26 protein-coding genes are annotated in these 20,964 nt (G+C 70.2%); 13 read left to right on the top strand and 13 right to left on the bottom strand.

The window, feature by feature from the left end; all coding sequences use genetic code 11:
• Window positions 1-62: 62 nt before the first annotated feature.
• The gene (locus tag OG285_RS22745; protein WP_371792040.1) at window positions 63-1,535 is read right to left on the bottom strand and encodes an RDD family protein; all 1,473 of its coding nucleotides are present in this window, start codon (window positions 1,533-1,535) and stop codon (window positions 63-65) included.
• A 210-nt stretch (window positions 1,536-1,745) separates the two neighbouring features.
• Between OG285_RS22745 and OG285_RS22740 the strand changes: the two genes are divergently transcribed.
• Window positions 1,746-2,222, top strand: a complete 477-nt coding sequence (locus tag OG285_RS22740; RefSeq protein WP_356833224.1) for an SsgA family sporulation/cell division regulator — start codon at window positions 1,746-1,748, stop codon at window positions 2,220-2,222.
• Window positions 2,223-2,291: 69 nt separating this feature from the next.
• Here OG285_RS22740 and OG285_RS22735 read toward each other — a convergent pair whose 3' ends face one another.
• From OG285_RS22735 to OG285_RS22695, 9 genes are all read right to left on the bottom strand, one after another.
• The gene (locus OG285_RS22735; protein WP_371792039.1) at window positions 2,292-3,659 is read right to left on the bottom strand and encodes an FAD-binding oxidoreductase; all 1,368 of its coding nucleotides are present in this window, start codon (window positions 3,657-3,659) and stop codon (window positions 2,292-2,294) included.
• Window positions 3,660-3,723: 64 nt separating this feature from the next.
• Entirely contained in the window at window positions 3,724-4,008 is a 285-nt protein-coding gene (locus OG285_RS22730) for a gas vesicle protein K (RefSeq protein ID WP_356833220.1), read from the bottom strand.
• Window positions 4,005-4,235, bottom strand: coding sequence for a gas vesicle protein (locus OG285_RS22725; protein ID WP_356833218.1), 231 nt, complete (start codon window positions 4,233-4,235; stop codon window positions 4,005-4,007). Before OG285_RS22725 ends, OG285_RS22730 begins: the two co-directional genes overlap by 4 nt.
• Window positions 4,219-5,082, bottom strand: a complete 864-nt coding sequence (locus tag OG285_RS22720; RefSeq protein WP_371792038.1) for a GvpL/GvpF family gas vesicle protein — start codon at window positions 5,080-5,082, stop codon at window positions 4,219-4,221. Before OG285_RS22720 ends, OG285_RS22725 begins: the two co-directional genes overlap by 17 nt.
• A complete protein-coding gene (locus tag OG285_RS22715; RefSeq protein WP_356833214.1) occupies window positions 5,079-5,432 on the bottom strand; it encodes a gas vesicle protein in 354 nt (117 codons plus the stop codon). The genes OG285_RS22720 and OG285_RS22715 overlap by 4 nt, the downstream gene beginning before the upstream one ends.
• Window positions 5,429-5,755 carry a gas vesicle protein GvpG gene (locus OG285_RS22710; protein ID WP_356833212.1) on the bottom strand — a complete coding sequence of 109 codons (327 nt, stop codon included), beginning with the start codon at window positions 5,753-5,755 and terminating at the stop codon, window positions 5,429-5,431. The genes OG285_RS22715 and OG285_RS22710 overlap by 4 nt, the downstream gene beginning before the upstream one ends.
• A 1-nt stretch (window position 5,756) precedes the next feature.
• Window positions 5,757-6,497: a GvpL/GvpF family gas vesicle protein gene (locus OG285_RS22705; protein WP_356833210.1), complete on the bottom strand. Its 741-nt coding sequence runs from the start codon at window positions 6,495-6,497 to the stop codon at window positions 5,757-5,759.
• A 3-nt stretch (window positions 6,498-6,500) separates the two neighbouring features.
• The gene (gene gvpJ, locus OG285_RS22700) at window positions 6,501-6,968 is read right to left on the bottom strand and encodes a gas vesicle protein GvpJ (protein ID WP_371792037.1); all 468 of its coding nucleotides are present in this window, start codon (window positions 6,966-6,968) and stop codon (window positions 6,501-6,503) included.
• A gap of 85 nt (window positions 6,969-7,053) precedes the next feature.
• A complete protein-coding gene (locus OG285_RS22695; RefSeq protein ID WP_356833206.1) occupies window positions 7,054-7,377 on the bottom strand; it encodes a gas vesicle protein in 324 nt (107 codons plus the stop codon).
• 240 nt (window positions 7,378-7,617) lie between these two features.
• On the opposite strand from OG285_RS22695, the gene OG285_RS22690 reads away from it, so the two are divergent.
• The 3 genes from OG285_RS22690 to OG285_RS22680 all read left to right on the top strand — a co-directional run bounded on the left by OG285_RS22690 (window position 7,618) and on the right by OG285_RS22680 (window position 9,942).
• The gene (locus OG285_RS22690; protein ID WP_356833204.1) at window positions 7,618-8,085 is read left to right on the top strand and encodes an Asp23/Gls24 family envelope stress response protein; all 468 of its coding nucleotides are present in this window, start codon (window positions 7,618-7,620) and stop codon (window positions 8,083-8,085) included.
• A 175-nt stretch (window positions 8,086-8,260) separates the two neighbouring features.
• Window positions 8,261-8,944 (top strand): hypothetical protein, encoded by a 684-nt coding sequence (locus OG285_RS22685; protein WP_371792036.1) that lies wholly within the window; start codon window positions 8,261-8,263, stop codon window positions 8,942-8,944.
• A gap of 5 nt (window positions 8,945-8,949) precedes the next feature.
• Complete coding sequence (locus OG285_RS22680; protein ID WP_371792035.1) at window positions 8,950-9,942, top strand: SRPBCC family protein; 993 nt, start codon at window positions 8,950-8,952, stop codon at window positions 9,940-9,942.
• Between the two features lie 75 nt (window positions 9,943-10,017).
• Here the strand turns inward: OG285_RS22680 and hppD are convergent, their stop codons facing one another.
• Window positions 10,018-11,163 carry a 4-hydroxyphenylpyruvate dioxygenase gene (hppD, locus tag OG285_RS22675; RefSeq protein ID WP_356833198.1) on the bottom strand — a complete coding sequence of 382 codons (1,146 nt, stop codon included), beginning with the start codon at window positions 11,161-11,163 and terminating at the stop codon, window positions 10,018-10,020.
• Window positions 11,164-11,307: 144 nt separating this feature from the next.
• Here hppD and OG285_RS22670 point away from each other — a divergent pair, with 144 nt between their 5' ends.
• The 5 genes from OG285_RS22670 to OG285_RS22650 are packed head-to-tail and all read left to right on the top strand — an operon-like array spanning window position 11,308 to window position 15,634.
• Window positions 11,308-11,790: an Lrp/AsnC family transcriptional regulator gene (locus OG285_RS22670; RefSeq protein ID WP_356833196.1), complete on the top strand. Its 483-nt coding sequence runs from the start codon at window positions 11,308-11,310 to the stop codon at window positions 11,788-11,790.
• Complete coding sequence (locus tag OG285_RS22665) at window positions 11,787-12,434, top strand: ABC transporter permease (protein ID WP_356833194.1); 648 nt, start codon at window positions 11,787-11,789, stop codon at window positions 12,432-12,434. The genes OG285_RS22670 and OG285_RS22665 overlap by 4 nt, the downstream gene beginning before the upstream one ends.
• Before the next feature lie 22 nt (window positions 12,435-12,456).
• Entirely contained in the window at window positions 12,457-13,755 is a 1,299-nt protein-coding gene (locus tag OG285_RS22660; protein WP_371793587.1) for an ABC transporter ATP-binding protein, read from the top strand.
• On the top strand, window positions 13,752-14,651 hold the full coding sequence (locus OG285_RS22655; RefSeq protein ID WP_371792034.1) for an ABC transporter permease: 900 nt from the start codon (window positions 13,752-13,754) through the stop codon (window positions 14,649-14,651). The genes OG285_RS22660 and OG285_RS22655 overlap by 4 nt, the downstream gene beginning before the upstream one ends.
• Window positions 14,651-15,634: a glycine betaine ABC transporter substrate-binding protein gene (locus OG285_RS22650; protein ID WP_371792033.1), complete on the top strand. Its 984-nt coding sequence runs from the start codon at window positions 14,651-14,653 to the stop codon at window positions 15,632-15,634. Before OG285_RS22655 ends, OG285_RS22650 begins: the two co-directional genes overlap by 1 nt.
• A 61-nt stretch (window positions 15,635-15,695) precedes the next feature.
• On the opposite strand, the gene OG285_RS22645 is transcribed toward OG285_RS22650, so the two are convergent.
• Window positions 15,696-16,484 (bottom strand): S16 family serine protease, encoded by a 789-nt coding sequence (locus tag OG285_RS22645; RefSeq protein WP_356833188.1) that lies wholly within the window; start codon window positions 16,482-16,484, stop codon window positions 15,696-15,698.
• 107 nt (window positions 16,485-16,591) lie between these two features.
• On the bottom strand, window positions 16,592-17,233 hold the full coding sequence (locus OG285_RS22640; protein WP_356833186.1) for a helix-turn-helix domain-containing protein: 642 nt from the start codon (window positions 17,231-17,233) through the stop codon (window positions 16,592-16,594).
• A gap of 372 nt (window positions 17,234-17,605) precedes the next feature.
• Here OG285_RS22640 and OG285_RS22635 point away from each other — a divergent pair, with 372 nt between their 5' ends.
• The 4 genes from OG285_RS22635 to OG285_RS22620 all read left to right on the top strand — a co-directional run bounded on the left by OG285_RS22635 (window position 17,606) and on the right by OG285_RS22620 (window position 20,907).
• Window positions 17,606-18,361, top strand: a complete 756-nt coding sequence (locus OG285_RS22635) for a metallophosphoesterase family protein (RefSeq protein WP_356833184.1) — start codon at window positions 17,606-17,608, stop codon at window positions 18,359-18,361.
• 43 nt (window positions 18,362-18,404) lie between these two features.
• Window positions 18,405-19,064: a class I SAM-dependent methyltransferase gene (locus tag OG285_RS22630; RefSeq protein ID WP_371792032.1), complete on the top strand. Its 660-nt coding sequence runs from the start codon at window positions 18,405-18,407 to the stop codon at window positions 19,062-19,064.
• Between the two features lie 225 nt (window positions 19,065-19,289).
• Entirely contained in the window at window positions 19,290-20,030 is a 741-nt protein-coding gene (locus OG285_RS22625; protein WP_371792031.1) for a dienelactone hydrolase family protein, read from the top strand.
• 172 nt (window positions 20,031-20,202) lie between these two features.
• Window positions 20,203-20,907, top strand: a complete 705-nt coding sequence (locus OG285_RS22620; RefSeq protein ID WP_356833178.1) for a GntR family transcriptional regulator — start codon at window positions 20,203-20,205, stop codon at window positions 20,905-20,907.
• Window positions 20,908-20,964: the final 57 nt, after the last annotated feature.

Genomic DNA, 20,964 nt, shown 5'->3' with positions numbered 1-20,964 from the left:
CCCGAGTCGACCGCGCCCGGCGGAGCGCCGCATCCGGTCAGGACCGTACGAGTGAGGCCGCGTCAGCCCGCTGCCACGAACGTCCCTGCGGCCTTGTCGTGCAGACACTGCCGCCAGGGGCGGTCGAAGAGACACCAGAGCACGTTGACGAAGCCCACCACCAGCATCCCGAGCACCCCGTACAGCAGCCATCGGACGACCGCACCCCGGAAGGACGGCGGATCGTAGGACTCCATGTCGCGGACCTGGACCCGGAGGAGCTTCTTGCCGAGGGTCCGGCCCCACTTGGCGGTCGGCAGGGCCTCGTACAGCAGGCCCAGGACGAGGAACACCCCGATGACGGCGCCCAGGCAGCCGGCCGTGGTCCCGTCGAGCAGCCAGACCGTGACGGTGGTCCCGGAGAGCTTGGCCTCGTCGATCTTGCCGGTGATGTGGTCGGCGGCCTTCGTCAGGAACGGCACGGCGACCGCTCCGACCACCGCTCCCAGGACGACGGTGTCGATCAGCCGGGCGGCGAACCGCTTGCCGAGGGCCGCCGGACGGGCGGCGGCCTGGACACGGGCGGCTGCCTGGAACGGGTCCTCGACCGGGGGCTTCCACGGCGGCAGCCGCTCCTGGTCGGCTCCCTCGCCGGACCGGGCGAGCTGCTGCACCTGCTGCGGCCAGGAAGGTGCCTGCGGATTGGCCGCTTCCGGATACGGCTGCGGGGGCTGGCCGGGATGAGGCTGTACCGGCTGGGGCTGTACCGACTGCTGGGGCTGCACGGACTGGGCCTGCTGCGGGACGTGCGGCGGAGACTGGAACTGCGGCTGGGGCTGGGGCTGGAGTTGCGGCTGCGGCTGCTGGGACTGCGGGCGTACGGCACGGATGGACATCGTGCCGTCCGCCCTGCTCGTACGGGCCGCGTCGCCACCCTCGCGTCCGCCCGCCGCACCCTCGGCCTCGCTGCCGGGCCCGTTTCCCGGACGCAGCGCGCGCAGGGTGACCGTGCTGTCGGGCGGCGGGTCCTGACGGCCCGTGGGCAGGGCGGGCCGGGAGGCCTCCTGGCCGGCGGGCAGCGCGGCGCGGCGCGGCTCGGGGACCGGACCGCCGGGCTCCGGCTGCGCGGCGCCGTCGGGCCGGGCCGGGGCCTCGGCCGGGGTGCGGGGGTCCGGGCCGCCCCAGGAGACCCGGCGGTCGCGCTCGCCGCCGAAGCCGCCCTGGCGGGAGGCGTCGGCCTGCCAGACGGACGCGGGTTCCTGCCGGCTGTCGTACTCCGGCTCCTCGTCGAAGAAGACCGGTCCGGTCTGCTCCGCCTGCGGCACCACGGACGCGTCGGACGGTCTGCGCACGGCGGGCAGCGGCGCGGCGGGGGCGGATGCCGCGCCGCCGGGCGGTACCGGCATGGCCTGGCTGTCGTCGGCGGGGGCCGGACGGCTCGTACCCGGCACCCAGGAAGCACCGTTCCAGTACCGCACATATCCGGGAATCGATGGATCTGGGTAGTAGCCAGGCGTGGGGCTGCCGTCGCCGGTTGCCGGGGTTGGGGCGCTCATCACCGTGGTCCCGTATCTCCTTGAGAGCCGCAATTCAAGGCTCCACATCTATCAGACCGCCGTGGTCCCACGGACCGGTCCTGTCGCATCGACCACTTTCCGGTCATCGGCAAATCATCCTCGAAACCCGCGTAATGAATGCCGGGCAGGGTGCTCTCACCCTGTACGGCCCGCCGTTGGGCGTACGTACGAGGAGAGGAAGCGCACGCCATGAACACCGTGGTGGAACGTGAACTGGAGCTCAAGCTGGTGCTGTCGCCCGAGCGCAGCATCCCTGTCCCTGCCCGGCTTTCCTACAGCACGGGCGATCCCTATGCCGTGCACGTCAGTTTCCACATCGCCTCGGACACCCCCGTGAACTGGTCCTTCGCCCGTGAACTGATGGTCGAGGGGGTGTTCAGGCCGTGCGGTCACGGGGACGTACGGATCTGGCCCACGAGGGTGAACTCGAAGAGCGTCGTCTGTATCGCGCTCTCCTCACCCGACGGGAGCGCCCTTCTGGAGGCGCCGACCGCGCAGGTCTCCGCCTGGCTGGAGCGGACCCTGCGGGCCGTGCCACCCGGCTCGGAGAGCGCGCACCTGGGCATCGACGACGGCCTGGCGGAGCTGCTCACCCCGCTGCCGGCGGACGATCTGTGGATGCGCGACCCCTGGCCCTCGGACGAGTCCGACGACGACGCCCGGTGACCACCGGGTGCGCCGGAGGGGGAGGAGGCGGTCAGAGGGTCGGAGCCGGGGGCCGGAATGGGCCGGAGGTCAGAAGAGTTTGCCGGGGTTGAGCAGGCCCAGTGGGTCGAAGGCCTGCTTGACGCCGCGCTGCATCTCGACGCCCAGCGGCCCCAGTTCGCGCGCCAGCCACTCCTTCTTGAGTACGCCCACGCCGTGTTCGCCGGTGATCGTGCCGCCCAGTTCCAGTCCGAGCCCCATGATCTCGTCGAAGGACTCACGCGCCCGCTGCGACTCCTCGGGGTCGTCGTGGTCGAAGCAGACGACGGGGTGGGTGTTCCCGTCACCGGCGTGGGCGCAGACACCGATGGTGAGGCCGTACTTCTCGGCGATGACCGCGGTGCCTTCGAGCATCGCGCCGAGCTTCGAACGCGGTACGCACACGTCGTCGATCATCGTCGCGGACTTGACGTTCTCCAGCGCGGTGAGGGACAACCTGCGCGCCTGGAGGAGCAGTTCGGACTCGGCCTCGTCCTCGGCGGGGACGATCTCGGTGGCTCCCGCCGCCGCGCACAGCTCGCCGACCGCGGTCAGGTCGGCCGCCGGGTCCGCGGTGTCGAAGGCGGCGAGCAGCAGGGCCTCGGTGGTCTCCGGGAGGCCCATCTGTGCCATCGCGTTGACCGCGCGGATGGTTGTACGGTCCATGAGTTCGAGGAGTGAGGGGGTGTGACCGCGCTCCATGATCCGGCAGATCGCGTCGCAGGCGGCAGCGGCCGACGAGAACTCGGCGGCCAGGGCGAGCTGGCGCGGCGGGGCGGGCTTCAGCGCGAGGACGGCCTTCACGACCACCCCGAGGGTGCCCTCGGATCCGACGAAGAGACGGGTCAGGTCGTACCCGGCGACGCCCTTGGCGGTGCGGCGGCCGGTGGTCAGGAGCCGCCCGTCGGCGAGCACGACTTCGAGACCGAGTACGTACTCGGCGGTCACCCCGTACTTCACGCAGCACAGGCCGCCCGACGCCGTGCCGATGTTCCCGCCGATGGTGCAGGTCTCCCAGCTGGAGGGGTCCGGCGGGTAGTACAGCCCCTGCTCGGCGGCGGCGCGGGAGATCACGGCGTTGACGACGCCCGGTTCGACGACGGCGATCCGGTCGACCGGGCTGATCTCCAGGATCCGGTCCATCTTGATGAGGGACAGCACGATGCAGCCGTCGATGGCGTTGGCTGCGCCGGAGAGACCGGTGCGGGCGCCCTGTGGGACGACGGGCGTACGGAGGGCCGTCGCCGTGCGCATGACGTGCTGGACCTGCTCCGTGGTGCGCGGCAGGACGACGGCGGCGGGGGCTCCGGCGTCGCAGAAGCCGGCCGTGTCCTTGGCGTACGAGGCCATCACGTCCGGGTCGCTGATCAGGGCTTCGGCCGGGAGTCCGGTGCGCAGGCGTTCGAGCAGATCATTCATGATCCCAGCCTGGCACCGGCGCGCTCCGCTGTGAAGGGTGCGGCGGGACGCGGCGGGCGGCCGGTCAGCGCGACTCGTGGGAGAGCAGGGTGCCGAGCGGGCCGAGGTCCAGATTGAGGTCTTCGCGGCGCAGCCCGTGGTGTTCGCAGAGTTCCGTCATCCGCTCGTCGAGGAGCATCAGTGTGGTCCCCACACGTTCTTCCTGCTCCTCGGTCAGGGCGCCGCTGTCGAACCGGCGGATCGCCTGGCGCTCGATCAGCTGTCTGAGCAGTTCGACGACGGTCAGGACGAGCGACGCCAGATCGCGGCCCGCGCTCTCGGGGTCGATGTCGACCCGGGCGCCGCTCACAGCGGCCCGCTGTCGGCCCACGGCGCGGGGACCCGTTCGCTGACGGATGCCAGGAGGGCGTGCAGCGAGAGCCGGACCAGCGGGACGTCGGCGATGGCGATCACCAGGTCTCCGCTGATGACGACGCCGGTGCCGAGCACCCTGTCGAGGAGATCGACGAGCGGGACCCCGATGGGGGCCGTGGCCTCCGGGCCCTGCCACGGGACGGGTTTACTGCTGCCCTGCATGAACGCCTCCGTCCGTGAACGAATAGGGGGCCCACGGCCCCGAGACCTCGATCTCGATGCCGTCGAAACCCGGGGTGGAGCGGAGCTGCCCGATCGTGCTCGCCAGGTGACCGCTGCTCTCCTCGGCGATCAGATAGGCCGCGTTCATGACCTGCGTGCGGCCCTGGCCCGTGGCCTCGGGGCCGTGCGGGCGGCGCCGGACCGAGCCGGCCGCCAGCTGGCGTACGGCGCTGTCGACCTGCTCGGCCGCGGCCAGCGCGCTGTCCTGGCGTGCTTCCCGCTGCTGCCGCAGGCCCCGCAGGCGGTTCAGGTAGGCGCGGCCCGTTTCGCGCCCGGGTCCGGGGTCCGTTCCCGGCGGGGGTGTTCCGGCGGGTGCGGCCGGGGGCGCGGTCACGGCCGCGGGCTGCGCCAGGTAGACCTTGACGGCCCACTCGGCCCGCCCCGCGGTGCGGTCGAGCACCGTACGGAACCGTTCCTGGTTCTCCGCGAGGGCGGCGGCGGCGCGCTCGTCGCCGAGATAGAGCGTGGCCAGCGGGAGCGGGACCACCGGGCCGCCGGCCGCGGCGGCGGTGACGACGTCGTGGTGGGCCCGCGCACAGCGTTCGAGCTCGGCGGGGTCGGTGAGCCGTTCCCGCAGGGCGCTCTCGGAGAAGGCGTCCGCCGGTACGTCCTGGACCACGGCCCGCAGTGCGCCGACGGCCAGGAAGCGCAGGGGCCCGCCCCCCGGGTGTCCGGCGGCGGACCCCGGATGCGCGGGACGGTCCGGCCCGCAGACGGCGAAGACGTAGGTGGCGGGGGCGCCCGCGGTGCCGGGCGGCCCGGGCGGGCAGTGCGGGGGCATGGTCATCGGCGGCGCACCTCCCGCGGCCTCCCGGACTCCCCGGCGTCGTCGCCCTCCAGGTCCCGGAGGCGTTCGCGCAGCTGCTGGTTCTCCTCGGACAGGGCGTTGTGCGCGGCGCGGGAGGAGAGGGCCGGGTCGGTCTCCCACCAGTCGATACCGGCCTTCTTCGCCGTCTCGACGGACGAGATGAAGAGCCGCAGCCGGATGGTCAGCAGCTCGATGTCGAGCAGATCGATCTTGATGTCGCCGGCGATGACGATGCCCTTGTCCAGGACACGTTCCAGGATTTCGGCCAGGTTGGCCGTGCTGGGTGCGTGCGAGGGGGCAGGCGAGCCCCAGCTGTCCACTTCCGTCACTGGGTGCCCCCGGTTCTCGGTGCGATCCGCGCCGGCTGGTCGGTGTCGGTGGGTTGCGGGCCCCCTGGAGTGGCGTGGACGCGGTGGGGAGGCGGCGGCGGTTTCCTGTCGAGGAGGTCCAGCAGCCGCTCCTCCTCCCGTTCGAACTGCGGCAGGTCGATTTCGCCGTCGTCCAGGGAGCGGTTCAGTTCGGCGAGCCGGGCGCGGATCACACCGGGGTCGTGCAGTTCCTGCTCCGCCGCGTCGACGAGCCGGTCGGAGACCCAGATCACGCCGCGTACCGGTGCCAGCGGGAGGAGCAGTACGCCGGAGATCAGCCCCATGTCAGACCCTGGCCGGGGCGTGTTCCGGTCCTACGAAGCTGTAGCAGGGCAGCGGGCCGGTGAGCCGGAGTTCCAGACGGTCCGGGTGGGCCGCGGCACAGCGCTCCACGACGGCGCGGAAGTCCGCTTCGTGGCGCCGCGGGACGAGGAAGGAGGCGTTCAGGACGCAGCCTTCGACTTCCGGCCCCGGGCGCATCTCGTCGGCGATCTCCGCACACTGGTCCGGCAGCAGTGCGGCGGCTGCCGCGGCCCTGCGCCGGAGTCCGGCCGATACGGCCTCGCCCAGCCGGATGTTGGCCTCGTAACCGGGCCGGCGGCGGGTCTCCTCGCGGATCCTCCGGACCACGGGGTCCTCACGGATCAGCGCGGCCAGGTTGTCCTGCACCGGCATGACCTTCACGTTCATCTCGACGCGTGCGTCGAGCCGTTCCAGGGTCGCGGCGTGCCGGCTGTGTCGCGCCGCGACGTCGGACAGCACCGTGGACTCGTCCGGCGCGACCATCCCGAAACGCATCGGCAGCACGGGCCCCGCCTCGGCCAGTTCCATCAGCAGACCCTGATGTGCCATGAGGTCGCGGCGTCGCGCCCTGAGCCCCGGGGGCGCCTCGCTGACCACGACGGCCAGGTCACCGGCCGGCAGGAGGCGGACCGCGGCGGGTGGCTCGCCGACGCCCCGGGCACCGGGGGGAAGCGGGTGCGAGCCGCCCACGATGCCGTACACGTACATGCCTGTCGCAGCCATCGGTCAGCTCTCCTCCTTGCGGCGGCGCGTGCGTTCGCCACCGGTGCTCCGCGAACGGGCCGGCTTGTGCCGGCGCGGTCGTGTCTCTTCCTGCGCCTCGTCGTCATCGTCATCGTCGTCGTCGCCACCGACTCCGACGGCCTTCTTCACCTTGTCGCCCACGGAATGCGCGGCCTTCTTGGCGCCTGCTTTGCCGGCGCTCTTGGCCATACCGCCGCCGAAGAGCTCCGGCACTGTCCTGCTCGTCGAATCGTTTTCCAGATCGAGCCGGTTGCACGCTTCGGCGAACCGCAGATAGGTGTCGACGCTGGCTACGACGATGCGTGCATCGATCTTGAGGATTTCGATGCCGACCAGGGACACCCGTATGAAGATGTCGATGACCATGCCGCGGTCGAGAATGAGTTCCAGGACGTCGTAGAGGCTGCCGGCGCGGGGAACGCGGACAACCTCCTCGCTGTATGTGCTCAAGGGAGGACCGTCTTTCCGGATTGGCCCGGTCTCGGGCGTCGGGGATCAGGCGTCGGAACGTTGGGGGTCGCCGGAGCGTCGGGGATCAGTCGTCTGCCTGACCGCGGCGGTAACGCCGGACTCTGCGGTATTCCAGCAGTGCCCCCTGCTCATCGAGGTCCACTTCGTACGTGGCCAGCAGGCTGGTCGTATCGGGAATGCGGGGGAGTTCGAGTACATCCACGTCGACGTGCCAGCCGCCGTCGGTCCGCGAAACAGCGGAGACGCCTTCAGTTCTGTGACTGATCAGCCTCTTCAGGCTCAGGCATGCGCGCTCGGCCGCCTCCTCCGCACCCTTCACCCGCTTTCTGTCCGCGGTGGTGGATTCGGATCGGGAGGTCCCGGATTTCCGGGCGCGCTGTTCTGCCATGTCCGTCATTCTGTGGACCGCCCGGACACCCCGCATGCGGGGTGGGCCGAAAGGATTGCGGCGGTGCCGCGCCCTTTACCAGGCTGCGGCGCGGCCAATCAGGATCTACACGAATGGCGGCCTGGCGAAGGCCGGAGGACATTGGAAGGAGAGGTGCGTACCTCGATGTGGGTCAGCGCCGACTGGACGCATCCCGTCGCCCTCACAGACGCCGGCCTTCTTCTCACTGGAGGATCTCCCATGGCCAGTAACGACAGCACCGGCAGCACCCACTCGACCACTCTGGGCGGCAGCGGCGACAGCGGCAGCACCCGGGGCACGACCACCATCGCCGACACGGTCGTCGCGACCATCGCGGGCATCGCGGTCCGCGAGACCGACGGTGTGTACGCGGTGGGGGGCAGCGCCTCCCGGGCCATCGGATCCGTCCGCGACAGGGTCTCGAAGACACCCGCACCCAGCAGGGGAATCAAGGTCGAGGTCGGAGAGACACAGGCCGCGATCGACGTGGACGTGATCGTGGAGTACGGCGAGCCCATCGCGGACGCCGCGAAGGAGATCCGTACGCGTGTGACGGACGCGGTGGAGACGATGACGGGTCTGGAAGTCGTCGAGATCAACATCAAGGTGTCCGACGTCCACCTGGCCGGGCCGGACGACGACAGCGACGACGACGAGGACAGCGGACCGAGCGGGCGGGTCCGGTAAGGCGGAAGCTCGCTCGTCTCCGGGCAGCCCGACGAGGGTGCGCAGCCGCGGCGACGAGAGGGACCTGTCGCGTGAGCGCGCCCCTCTCAGACCTCGCTCCGCGTCCTCGCCATGGTGCGCGCCCCGGGGCCGGGGCCCGGACAAGCGGTGATCCAGCTCTGATTGAGGAGCAAGCATGGAGAACAGCACGAAGGTGTCACTCGCCGCTGCCGTGGCGGCTGGATATGTCCTCGGCCGGACGAAGAAGGGAAAGCTCGCCATCGGGCTCGCTTCCCTGGTAGCCGGCCAGCAACTGCCGCTCAATCCGCGGGACATGATCACCATGGGCGCCCGGAAGCTGGCGGAGAACCCTCAGGTCGCTCCCCTGATCGAGCAGGTACGGGGTGAGGTGCTGACGGCCGGGCGTACCGCCCTGTCGGCGCAGGCGAACCGCCGCCTCGAATCCGTCGCCGACGCGCTCCAGCAGCGGACCAGCGCCCTGCTGGAGCCGCCGGGTGAAGAGGATGAGGACGAAGAGGAGGAGTACGCGGCAGAAGAGGACGAGGACGAGCCTGAGGACGGGGAGGCCTCCGACGAGGAGGAGGACGAAGAACCCGAAGAGCCGGAGGAAGAAGAGGACGAAGACGAGGAGGAAGAGGAGGAGCCGCCACGTCGTCGTCCCGCGAAGCGGCCGGCGGCGAAGAAGCCTGCTGCCAAGAAGGCGCCCGCCAAGAAGACACCGGCCAAGAAGACCGCGTCCACGCCTGCCGGGAAGAAGCCTGCCAAGAAGGCGGCAGCGAAGAAGACAGCGGCCAAGAAGACTCCGCCGAAGAAGGCTGCCGCCAAGAAGACTCCGAGCCGTAACAGCCGTAGGAGGTAGCTCTCATGGCGAAGCAGGAGGCCAAACCAGCGGACGACGGCCTGTCCGCCCTCGACAAGGTCAAGGACGAGCTTTCCGCCTATCTCGGGGCACAGGGACAGCGGTTGGTGGATTCGGCCACGGGGAAGATCTCGGATCTGGCAGAAGGACTGGGAGATTCCGATGGCGGCGGCGGGGGCCTCCTCGACATCGGGAAACGGGTCATGGGCGGTGAGAATCCCGTCAAGGCCTTTGTGGGCGAGAAGGCCGGCGATATGAAGGACAAGGCGGTGGACTCCGTCAAGAGCGCCTTCGGCGGCGGCAGCGGCAGCGGTAAGGCCGGGAGCCCCAAGGTCATCAATATCATCGAGGCTATCGACGTCGGAAAACCACTGCGTACGGTGTATGACCGGTGGACCGAGATCGAGGAGTTCAGCTCGTTCACCAAGGGCGTCACCGGTGTGAAGCAGTCGGATGAGATCGAGAGCGACTGGAAGCTCAAAGTCGCCTTTTCCAATCGCAGCTGGAAGGCCTCGGTACAGGAGCAGGTACCCGACGACCGGATCGTCTGGACATCCGAGGGCGGCAAGGGCACGACCCGCGGCGCCATCACCTTCCACGAATTGGCCCCGAGCCTGACCCGTGTCGTCGCTGTCGTCGAGTACACGCCCGCGGGCTTCTTCGAGAAGACGGGCAACATCTGGCGGGCACAAGGGCGCCGGCTGCGCCTGGACCTCAAACACTTCCAGCGTTACGTCACCCTGACCGGGGACGACGACGAGGTCGAAGGCTGGCGCGGCGAGATCCGCGACGGTGAAGTCGTCCGCAGCCACGAAGAGGGCCTGGAGGACGACGAGGACCAGGGCGACGAGGAAGAGGGAGAAGACGAGGAGGAGGGGGACGAGGACTACGAGGACGGGGAGGAGGAAGACGGGGAGGAGGAAGAAGAAGGAGACGACGAAGAGGACGCATACGAAGACGAAGACGACGACGAGGACGAGGACGAGGACGAACGCTGATGTGGCAGGTGGGCGGGGGCCGGAATGGGATTCCGGCCCCCGCCCACCACGTGGCTGCTGCTCCCGCTCAGCCGCTCACAGGTTTCCGCGTCGCTCCTGCTCCCGCTCGATCGCCTCGAACAGAGCCTTGAAGTTCCCCTTGCCGAATCCCATCGATCCGTGCCGCTCGATCATCTCGAAGAAGACCGTCGGCCGGTCCTGGACCGGCTTCGTGAAGATCTGCAGCAGGTAACCGTCCTCGTCCCGGTCGACGAGGATCTTCTCCTCACGGAGGGTCTCGACGGGGACGCGGGTCTCGCCCGCCCACTCCCCCAGCGTGTCGTAGTACGAGTCGGGCGTGTCCAGGAACTGGACGCCCGCCGCCCGCATGGCGCGGACCGAGCCGACGATGTCGTTCGTCGCGAGCGCGATGTGCTGGACGCCCGCGCCGCCGTAGAACTCCAGGTACTCGTCGATCTGCGACTTCTTCTTCGCGATCGCCGGCTCGTTGATCGGGAACTTCACCTTCAGCGTGCCGTCGGCGACGACCTTCGACATCAGGGCGGAGTACTCGGTGGCGATGTCGTCGCCCACGAACTCCTTCATGTTGGTGAAGCCCATGACCTTGTTGTAGAAGGCGACCCACTCGTTCATCTTGCCGAGTTCGACGTTGCCGACGCAGTGGTCGATGGCCTGGAACGTGCGCCGGGCGGGCGGCTCGACGATCGGGTCGGCAGCGGCGTACCCGGGCAGGTACGGGCCGTCGTAGCCGGTGCGTTCCACCAGGGTGTGGCGGGTGGTGCCGTAGGTGGCGATGGCCGCCAGGACCACCGTGCCGTGGTCGTCCTTGACCTCGTACGGCTCCTGGAGCCCGGTGGCGCCGTGCGCGGTCGCGTAGGCGTACGCGGCGCGGGCGTCCGGCACCTCGATGGCGAGGTCCACGACGCCGTCGCCGTGCTCGGCGACATGGCCGGCGAGGAAGCGGCCGTGGTCTGTCGCGGGCTTGATGACGGAGGTGAACACGAAGCGGGCCGACCCGTTCGTCAGGACGTAACTGGCGGTCTCCCGGCTGCCGTTCTCCGGTCCGGAGTAGGCGACGAGCTTCATGCCGAAGGCGGTCGCGTAGTAGTGCGCGGCCTGCTTGGCGTTGCCGACGGCGAAGACGACCGCGTCCATTCCCTTCACCGGGAAGGGGTCGGCCTCACGCGCGGTGTCCGGGGTGTGCTGGGTGGTCTCAGTCATGGCAGAAGCGTCCCGCCGTATCGCAAGGTGCGCAATAGTTCGGGATTCTGCTGGGCAATGTGTGTACTGGGAGGCCAGGATGGGCGGTCTATCTGTACAGGGTGACCACAGAACAGTGGCATCCGTGAGCGGCGGGAGCGAAGCGTGGGCATCGACGCACTGGACGGCCGGCTGATCGTGCTGCTGGCCCGTGAGCCCCGGATCGGGGTGCTGGAGGCGTCACGGCGGCTCGGCGTGGCGCGCGGCACCGTACAGGCGCGGCTCGACCGGCTCCAGTCGCATGGAGTAATCCGGGGATTCGGCCCCGACGTCGACCCGGCCGCCCTCGGCTACCCGGTGACCGCCTTCGCGACCCTGGAGATCAAACAGGGGCAAGGCGCCGATGTACGGGCGCACTTGACCGGGGTGCCCGAGGTGCTGGAACTGCACACAACGACCGGCCACGGCGACATGCTCTGCCGTCTGGTGGCCCGGTCGAACGCGGATCTTCAACGGGTGATCGATCTGGTGGTGGGTTTCGATGGCATCGTGCGCGCCTCCACGGCGATCGTCATGGAAAACCCTGTTCCTCTGCGGATCATCCCGCTGGTGGAGCAGGCGAGCCGAGGAAGGGGCCCCGAGGGGTGAATTTCTGGGAGTACCTCGGCAACCGCTACCAGCAGCTGCTGGCGGACGCGGGCCAGCACGCGAGCGCGGTGTTCCAGGCGATGGTCATCGCGACCGCGCTCGGGGTGCTGATCGGGGTCCTCTCGTACCGCAGGGAGTGGGCGGGCAACGTCGCCATCACGACGACCTCGTCGATCCTGACCGTCCCCTCGCTGGCCATGATCGGTCTGCTGATCCCGATCGTGGGTCTCGGTGTCGCACCGACGATGATCGCCCTGGTGCTGTACGGACTGCTGCCGATCGTCCGCAACACCATCGTCGGGCTGCGCGGGGTGGACGAGGACCTGGTGGACGCGGCCACCGGTATCGGGATGTCCCGGATCAGCCGGCTGCTGCGGGTGGAGCTGCCGCTGGCCTGGCCGCCCATCCTCACCGGCATCCGGGTCGCCACCCAGATGCTGATGGGGATCGCCGCCATCGCCGCCTTCGCCTCGGGTCCCGGCCTCGGTAACCAGATCTTCCGCGGGATCTCCAGCCTCGGCAGCGCCAACGCGCTCAACGAGGTGCTGTCCGGGACACTCGGGATCATCATCCTGGCGCTGCTGTTCGACGCCGCGTACGTCCTGATCGGACGCCTGACCATTTCCAGGGGTATCCGTGCCTGATCACACACCGTACGAGGGTTCGGTGCCCGGGCCGGAGCGGACGGAGCGGCAGCCCGCGGCAACGGACCCGCGGAACGCCGTCACCGGCGCCACCATCCAGCTGGAGAACCTCACCAAGCACTACCCGGGGACCCCGCTGCCCGCCGTGGACGGCGTCAGCATGGACATCGCGGCCGGGGAGATCGTGATCCTGGTGGGTCCTTCGGGGTGCGGGAAGTCCACGACCCTGCGGATGATCAACCGGCTGATCGAACCCTCGTCCGGGGTGATCAGGATCGGTGGCGAGGACGTCACCGGCATCGACCCGGTGAAGCTGCGCCGCAAGGTCGGTTACGCGATCCAGTCGTCCGGCCTGTTCCCGCACATGACGGTCGCCGACAACATCGCCCTCGTACCGAAGATGATCGGCTGGTCCAAGCAGCGGGTGAAGGACCGGGTCGAGGAGATGCTCGATCTCGTCGGGCTCGACCCGCGCGAGTACCACGGCCGCTATCCGCGCCAGCTCTCCGGCGGCCAGCAGCAACGGGTCGGCGTGGCGAGGGCGTTGGCAGCCGACCCGCCGGTCCTGCTGATGGACGAGCCGTTCGGCGCGGTCGACCCCATCACCCGGGACCATCTCCAGGACGAGCTGATCAGGCTCCAGCAGGAGCTGCACAAGACGATCGTCTTCGTCACCCATGACTTCGACGAGGCGATCAAGCTCGGCGACCGGATCGCGGTGCTGCGCGAGCAGTCGCACATCGCCCAGTTCGACACCCCCGAGGCGATCCTCACCAACCCGTCCGACGACTTCGTCTCCGGTTTCGTGGGAGCGGGCGCCGCGCTCAAGCGACTGAACCTGACCCGCGTACGCGAGGTGGAGATCGCCGACTTCCCGACGGCGACGATCGACGACCCGCTGGAGTCCATCTTCACCCTGCTGCGCACCGGCAGTACGAACGAGGTGCTGCTGCTCGACAGGCACCACCGTCCGTACAAGTGGCTGCGGCGCGGCGATCTGATGCGGGCCCGCGGCTCCCTGGCACGGGCCGGGACGCTCGTGCACGACCACGTGACCCGGGACGCGACGCTGCGCGACGCGCTGGAGGCCGTGCTGACCGACAGCGGCGGTCGGGCCCCGGTGACCGGCCGCAGGGGCGAGTTCATCGGTGTGGTCACCATGGAGACGCTGATGAACTCGGTGCACGAGATGCTGGAGGCCGACCGGCTCGCCGCACTGGAGCACCAGCAGGACCTGGCGGATCTGCGGGCGCGGCAGACCCACGCGCTCCAGGAGGGTGGGTCCGGCGGTGGGTCCGGCGTACGGGAAGACCCGTCGTGAGCTCCGGCCGGCGGCGCCCGCCGCAGCGGCCCGACGGCGAGCACGAGGTCCGCGGGCTGGCGTTCCGCGACGAGCAGGCCGAGCAGGACGACCAGGACGAGGCCGGGGCCGAGGAGACGGGGCGGGGGCTGACCGCCGCGCGCCGGCCGCCCGGACGGCCGGTGCGCCGGCTGACCTGGCTCAAGCTGCTCTTCATGCCGGTGCTGCTGGCCGTCGTGGTCGGCGCGACCCTGATCTGGATCACCCACGCCCATCTGGACTCGATCTCCCGGAACTCACTGGCCCACGACGCGACGCAGACCGCCCTGTGGCAGCACATCCAGCTCACCGCGATCTCCACCTTCTTCGTACTGGTCATCGCGATCCCGCTGGGGATCGCGCTGACCCGCAGCGCGCTGCGCAGGGCCTCGCCGTACGTCGTGGCGCTGGCCAACATCGGACAGGCGACCCCTGCGATCGGCCTGCTCGCCCTGCTGGTGATCTGGCTCGGCACCGGCCGGGAACCGGCCCTGATCGGCATCACCGTCTACGCCGTGCTGCCGGTCCTCAGCAACACCATCGCGGGCCTGCGCGCCACCGACCCGGGCCTGATCGACGCGGCACGGGGCATCGGCATGTCGGCGCCCGGCGTGCTGCTGCGGGTGGAACTGCCGCTGGCCGTACCGCTGATCCTGGCGGGGGTGCGGACGGCGCTCGTGCTCAACGTGGGCACGGCCACGCTGGCCACGTTCGGCGGTGGCGGCGGCCTCGGGGACCTGATCAACGCCGGGATCACCAACCAGCGGATGCCGGTACTGATCCTGGGCTCCGTCCTGACCGTGGCGCTGGCGCTGCTGGTGGACTGGCTCGCCTCGATCGCCGAAGTGCTGTTGCGGCCGCGCGGACTGGAGACGTGATGCGGGTACGTACGACACTCGCGGCGGTCGGGGCCGGGGTCCTGGTGGGGTCGGCCGCGCTGTCGGGGTGCGGGCTCACCAGTGGCAGCCCGATGGTCGACGACGTGAAGCCGGGGTCCATCGGCCGCGGGCTGCCGCTGAAGGGGGCGAGCCTCACGGTCACGTCGAAGCAGTTCACCGAGCAGATCATCCTGGGCCAGATGATGGGTCTTGCCTTCAAGGCGGCCGGTGCGTCGGTCCTGGACCGGACGGACGTCCAGGGGTCGATCGGCGCGCGCGAGGCGGTCAAGTCCGGTTCGGCGGACGGGATGTACGAGTACACGGGCACGGCCTGGATCACCTATCTCGGGCATACGAAACCCATCCCCGACCCGCGGAAGCAGTGGCAGGCGGTGCACGACGCGGACCTGGCGAACGGCATCACCTGGCTGCCGCCCGCACGGCTCAACAACACGTACGCGCTGGCGGCGAACAAGAAGAACGCGGCGAAGTACCACCTCAAGGACCTGTCCGACGTGGCACGGCTGGCGAAGGAGAACCCGTCGGCGGCGACGGTCTGCGTCGAGGCCGAGTTCGCGGTACGCAACGACGGGCTGCCCGGAGTGGAGAAGGCGTACGGCTTCTCGATCCCGCCGTCGCACATCAGGAAGATGGACAGCGGCGTCGTCTACACCCAGGTCTCCGGCGGCAGCACCTGCACGCTGGGCGAGGTGTTCACGACGGACGGCCGCATCCCCCATCTGGGGCTCACGGTCCTCACGGACAACAGGAAGTTCTTCCCCAACTACAACGCGGCGCCCGAGATGTACACCAAGGCGATGAAGAAGCACCCGGCCATCGCGGACGTACTGAACCCGATCACGAAGAGGCTGACGACGCGGATCGCTCAGCAGCTGAACGCGAAGGTGGACGTGGACGGGCAGGACCCGCACGAGGTGGCGAAGGCGTGGCTGATCAGGGAGGGCTTCATCAGGAACGGGTGAGCGGGGCGGGGCGGCCGGGAGCGGCGGAACGGAACCGGGCCGGAATCGGGCCCTGCGCCGGTCAGCAGCCGGGGACCGGACCGCCCTTCTTCAGCGTCCGCAGGACCGACACCGCGCCCTTGAGCGTGGTGACCGGGATCAGCCGCAGCCCGTGCGGCAGCCCGGACCTGGCGTCCGAGCACTCGGCCTTCGGTACGAGGAAGACGGTGGCCCCGTCCCGGGCGGCGGACTGCGTCTTCAGCGCCACTCCCCCGACCGCGCCGACCTTCCCGGAGTCGTCGATCGTTCCCGTACCGGCGATGGTCCGGCCGCCGGTGAGGTCGGCGCCCGCACCGTCGCCGTCCAGCTTGTCGATGATGCCGAGCGAGAAGAGCAGTCCCGCACTGGGGCCGCCGACGTCCGCGAGGTGCAGGGCCACTCTGATCTTGTCCGAGCTGTCACCGAGGTAGGAGAGGGCGGCCTCGGTCGCGGCGTCCTGCGAGCCCTTCATCTCGTCGAGGTTGTGCTGCTCGATCTGGGAGTCGCTGCCGCCGCCCGGATAGACGGCGTCGCGCGGCATGACCGCCCGGTCGGTACGGAACCAGCCGTCGACCACCTGCCCCAGATCCACGTCGGTGGACGGCCCGGTCGCCTCGATGGTCACCATCCGCAGCTGCCCGGACGTCTTCCGCACGGGTGCGCCGGTGATGCTGATCACGGGCTGCCCCTTGTCGTCACCGAGCACGTTGGCGGTGAGCCCCGGCTGCGCCACCGAGAACGGCAGCGGCGCGAAGGCCGCCGTACCGAGGAGGGCGAGCACCAGGACGGCACAGACGGCGAGGACACGGGAGCGCGGATTGCGGAGGAGCACGGTGCCAATCTATCGGGCGGGGCAAATCAGGCCTGCCCGGCAGGCGGGCACGGGGTTCCGGGGCGGCGGGCGCACGTGCGCACACCTCAACCCGGCGGCGCCTCCGCTCACCGCAGTGCCTCCGCGACCTCCCGTGCCGCCTCGACCACACGCGGCCCCACCCGCTCCGGTATGGAGTCGGCGAGCATCACCACCCCCACGCTCCCCTCCACGCCGGTCACCCCGACCAGCGGCGCGGCGGCGCCACTCGCGCCCGCCTCCAGTTCGCCGTGGGTGAGCGTGTAGCCGGGCCCGTCGGGCAGCCCCTGCCGGGAGGCGAGGATCGCGCGCCCGGCGGCGCCCCGGTCCAGCGGGTGGCGGAAGCCCGCCCGGTACGCCACGTGGTAGTCCGTCCACGTCGGTTCGACCACCGCGACGGCGAGCGCGTCCGAACCGTCGACCAGGGTGAGGTGGGCCGTCGCGCCGATGTCCTCGGCGAGCGAGCGGAGCGCGGGCAGCGCCGCCTCCCTGACGAGCGGGTGCACCTGTCGGCCCAGGCGCAGCACACCGAGCCCGACCCGGGCACGGCCCCCCAGGTCGCGGCGGACCAGGGTGTGCTGTTCCAATGTGGCGAGCAGTCGGTAGACCACGGTGCGGTTGACCCCGAGTTTGTTGGACAACTCGGTGACGGTGAGCCCGTGGTCGGTGTCTGCAAGCAGTTTGAGGACGCGGAGTCCCCTGTCGAGCGTCTGAGAAGTCTCGGCGGTCACGACGCCCACTCCTTACGTGGTAGTCGCGGCGGCTCACCACGGACGTCACGACGCCGGTTCCCGTCGGCGACGCGCGCGCAGCGGCCGCCGGCAGGCCAGGGCACCGGCTGCGCTCCGAGGCGGCTCTGCCACGGGGCGTATGCGTTGCCGGGACAGTAGCGAGCCGGTCCGCTCAGCGGAAGGGTAAGTCCAGAATCCGGGCAGTCGGCGCGAGGTTTGTCCCGTTGGTGACGGAATGACCGCAGTCCGTGACCGAATCACCTTCCCTTACCGTCGCTCTCTTTATGCCGACCTTTTACCTTCACGCCGGGCCGCTACGCGCCCGGCGAACATCCCCACCTCCCTGCCACCGGCCGCGCCAGGGTGAGGACCATGCCGAAGAACGTAGCCGTCCTGTCCGACATCCACGGAGTCCTGCCCGCCCTGGAGGCCGTGCTCGCCGAGCCCGACGTGCGGGCCGCGGACCGCATCGTGCTGACCGGCGACATCGCCGCAGGCCCCCAACCGGCCGAGGTGATCGACCTGTTGGCCGGCCTCGGCGACCGGGCCGTCTGGATCAGCGGCAACGCCGACCGCGAACTCCTCGAATACCGCCGCGGCGAGCGCGACTCGATTCCGGACCCGATCGCCCCCTGGGCGGCCGGGCAGTTGCGCGACGACCACCTCGACCTCCTCAGCAGGCTGCCGGGCTCGCTCCCCCTGCCGGTGGACGGCCTGGGGTCCGTGCTGTTCTGCCATGCCACTCCCCGGGACGACGAAGAGGTCGTCCTGGTCGACTCGCCCCTCGACCGGTGGAAGGACGTGTTCGGCGGAGTCGACCCCGCCATCCGTACGGTGGTCTGCGGCCACACCCATATGCCGTTCGTCCGGCTGGCCCACGGCCGGCTGGTGATCAACCCCGGGAGCGTCGGCATGCCGTACGGCAGGAGCGGCGCCCACTGGGCCCTGCTGGGGCCCGGAGCCGAACTGCGCACCACGGCGTTCGACATCCCGGCCGCTGTCTCCCGGGTCTGCCGGGAATCCTCCTACCCCGGCATCACGGAGTGGGCGGACTACTTCCTGCACGCGCGCGCCACCGACGCCGAAGCGCTCGACACGTTCAGGCCAACACCGGGGAACCGGGGTTGACTTCACGACGCACTGCCCGGGTCTGCGGACTACTGTCGCGGGCATGGTCGAACACGACACCTTCAGCGCCACCCGCGAGGCCTACGACGCTGCCGCCCCCGCCTATGCGCAGCTGTTCCGCGACACGCTGCGTGACAGCCCCCTGGACCGCGCCGTCCTGGGCGCCTTCGCCGAGTCCGTCCGTGCGAGTGGGAACGGTCAGGTCGCGGACCTGGGGTGTGGACCCGGCCACATCACCGCCCATGTGCATGAGTTGGGGCTGACGGCGCGTGGCGTCGATGCCTCTCCCGCGATGATCGGGTTGGCCCGCCAGGCCTATCCGGGCCTGCGGTTCGACGTGGGCTCGATGGCAGCGCTGGACATCGCTGACGGCGCGCTGGGCGGCGTACTCTCACGGTGGTCCGTCATCCACACTCCCCCACCAGAACTCCCTTACGTCTTGACGGAGTTCCACCGTGTGCTGGCACCCGGCGGTCACCTTCTGATCGGCTTTTCGGCCAGCGATGACGCGTCCCACCCGACGCAGGTCTTCGACCACACGGTCGCGCCGGCCTACCGGTGGTCGCCGGACCACCTCGCCGCGAAGCTGCGCGAGTCCGGGCTGACCGAGGTGGCCCGGCTGGTTCGCGAGCCCCAGCCCACCGACCGGCGGCAGTTCCAGGAGGTTCACCTGCTCGCCCGCAAGGACGGCCGGCCCCGCTGAACTCTGCGCGTGAGCGGGCGCGGCGGCGCGTGGTGAGAGCGGAACCGTGCGAGAACCCGTTTGGCCGGCCACCGCGACCACTGCTACGTTGCCGGAGACCGTGCTGGAGAACGAGGAGGTGGTACCCGTGAACGTATCGACATGGGTGCTCTCCTCCGGGGTCACGGTCGGGCGATAGGTCGTCGTCCGGGAGCGCCACTCTGAGCACTCCCGAAAGGCACGACCGTGCACTTCACCTCTGAACAGCATCTCGACGACGGTGTCATCGAGCGCACCTTCACCCTCGACGAGATCCCCGGCATCCTGTGGACGCCCGGATCCGCGACCGCGTCCGCACCGGCGCCGCTGATCCTGCTCGGCCACCCCCCACTCGGACTGCGCACGATGTACCCCCGGCTGGCGGGGCGGGCCCGGCACTCCGCGGCGGAGGGCTTCGCCACGGCCACCATCGAGCTCCCGGGAAGCGGCGACCGGCCCCGTCTGCCCGCCGTCGACCAGGCCCGCGCCGCCCTGCGCCGGGCGATGGGAGCCGGCGAACCGGTCAGCGACGAGATCATCGACGCCCTCATCCTCCCGCTGGTCGACAAGGCGGTCCCGGAATGGCGGGCCGCGCTGGACGCCCTTCTTTCCCTGCCCGGGATCGGCGGACCGGTCGGGTACTCGGGGGGAGTGATCTCCATCGGAATCCGGCTTGCGGTCGTCGAGCCGCGCATCGCGGCCGCCGGACTCTTCGCCGGGAGTTTCGTGCCTCGCTCCATGTTCGAGGAGGCCCGCCAGGTCACCATTCCGCTGCATGTCCTGCTGCAGTGGGACGACGAGGGGAACGACCGGCAGGCGGCCCTTGACCTGTTCGACGCCTTCGGCTCCAAGGAGAAATCCCTGCACGCCCATATGGGCGGACACACCGGCGTCCCGCAGTTCGCGGGGGCCGCCGCGGCCCAGTTCTTCACCCGGCACCTGAAGTGAGACCGGGCCGTCAGGCCACCAGCGGACGGTGAGCCGTGCCGGCCAGACGCTCCCGTCGGGGGGGGAGGCCCGGGCACTCCTCCGCTGTCTGCGCCGCGGGCCCGTGCCGAGTCGGCACGGGCCCGCACGACGGCAATAATCGATTATCTTCTGGATCGTCTATTGTGGTGCCATGATCCGGACACCCCCTACCTCGACCTCACCGGGGAAGCAGATGCTCTCCGAGCAGGTCTACGTACACCTGCGGGACGCGATCCTGCGCGGGGACTACGCCCCCGGTGACGCCCTCAAACCCCAGGAGCTCGCCAAGGAACAGGACGTGAGTCTGGCCGTCGTCCGCGAGGCGCTCGTGCGGGTGGTCGGCGAGGGCCTCGCCGACCGGCTGCCCAATCGCGGCTTCGCCGTCCCGGCCTACACCGACCGCCGCTGGCAGGAGATCGCGGAGGCCCGCCGGACCATCGAACCGGTTCTGCTGCGCATGTCCGTCGAGCGGGGCGACGTCGACTGGGAAGCCCGCGTACGAGCCGCCCACCACCGCCTGGCCCGCACCCCCGCGTACGTGCCCGAGGAAGGCGAGCACTACAGCAGCGCATGGGCCGAAGCCCACCGGGTCTTCCACCGCACCCTGTTGGAGGGCTGCGGCAACCCCGTCCTGCTGGAGACCTTCGACCGGATGTGGACCGCGAGCGAGCTGGCCCGCCGCTGGTCGGCACACCGCAACCCCAACCGGGACGGCGTCCTGGAACACCGCCGACTGGAGGAAGCCGTACTCGCCCGCGACGCCGACACCGCGGCCGAGGTCCTGACCCTGCACCTCACCCGGACCGCGGCCGGACTGACCGACTGCTCCGGCCACGAACCCACGGGCGAAGCCTGATGCGCCTCGCCCGCCCGACCGTACATCCACACCTGATCACCGACACAGGAGCCACAG

This window comes from Streptomyces sp. NBC_01471 (assembly GCF_041438865.1).
Taxonomy (GTDB): domain Bacteria; phylum Actinomycetota; class Actinomycetes; order Streptomycetales; family Streptomycetaceae; genus Streptomyces.
Note: the sequence above shows the minus strand (reverse complement) of the source record. Positions and strands in the feature narration are given on the sequence as shown.

What these genes read in the sequence shown, in the direction of transcription:
- OG285_RS22690 (WP_356833204.1), top strand. Translation starts at nt 7,618, where the DNA reads ATGGCCAGTAACGACAGCACCGGCAGCACCCACTCGACCACTCTGGGC.
- OG285_RS22705 (WP_356833210.1), bottom strand. Translation starts at nt 6,497, where the DNA reads ATGGCTGCGACAGGCATGTACGTGTACGGCATCGTGGGCGGCTCGCAC.
- hppD (WP_356833198.1), bottom strand. Translation starts at nt 11,163, where the DNA reads ATGACTGAGACCACCCAGCACACCCCGGACACCGCGCGTGAGGCCGAC.
- OG285_RS22685 (WP_371792036.1), top strand. Translation starts at nt 8,261, where the DNA reads ATGGAGAACAGCACGAAGGTGTCACTCGCCGCTGCCGTGGCGGCTGGA.
- OG285_RS22725 (WP_356833218.1), bottom strand. Translation starts at nt 4,235, where the DNA reads ATGCAGGGCAGCAGTAAACCCGTCCCGTGGCAGGGCCCGGAGGCCACG.
- OG285_RS22735 (WP_371792039.1), bottom strand. Translation starts at nt 3,659, where the DNA reads ATGAATGATCTGCTCGAACGCCTGCGCACCGGACTCCCGGCCGAAGCC.
- OG285_RS22720 (WP_371792038.1), bottom strand. Translation starts at nt 5,082, where the DNA reads ATGACCATGCCCCCGCACTGCCCGCCCGGGCCGCCCGGCACCGCGGGC.
- OG285_RS22695 (WP_356833206.1), bottom strand. Translation starts at nt 7,377, where the DNA reads ATGGCAGAACAGCGCGCCCGGAAATCCGGGACCTCCCGATCCGAATCC.
- OG285_RS22745 (WP_371792040.1), bottom strand. Translation starts at nt 1,535, where the DNA reads ATGAGCGCCCCAACCCCGGCAACCGGCGACGGCAGCCCCACGCCTGGC.
- OG285_RS22680 (WP_371792035.1), top strand. Translation starts at nt 8,950, where the DNA reads ATGGCGAAGCAGGAGGCCAAACCAGCGGACGACGGCCTGTCCGCCCTC.
- OG285_RS22635 (WP_356833184.1), top strand. Translation starts at nt 17,606, where the DNA reads ATGCCGAAGAACGTAGCCGTCCTGTCCGACATCCACGGAGTCCTGCCC.
- OG285_RS22620 (WP_356833178.1), top strand. Translation starts at nt 20,203, where the DNA reads ATGATCCGGACACCCCCTACCTCGACCTCACCGGGGAAGCAGATGCTC.
- OG285_RS22740 (WP_356833224.1), top strand. Translation starts at nt 1,746, where the DNA reads ATGAACACCGTGGTGGAACGTGAACTGGAGCTCAAGCTGGTGCTGTCG.
- OG285_RS22630 (WP_371792032.1), top strand. Translation starts at nt 18,405, where the DNA reads ATGGTCGAACACGACACCTTCAGCGCCACCCGCGAGGCCTACGACGCT.
- OG285_RS22650 (WP_371792033.1), top strand. Translation starts at nt 14,651, where the DNA reads ATGCGGGTACGTACGACACTCGCGGCGGTCGGGGCCGGGGTCCTGGTG.
- OG285_RS22710 (WP_356833212.1), bottom strand. Translation starts at nt 5,755, where the DNA reads ATGGGGCTGATCTCCGGCGTACTGCTCCTCCCGCTGGCACCGGTACGC.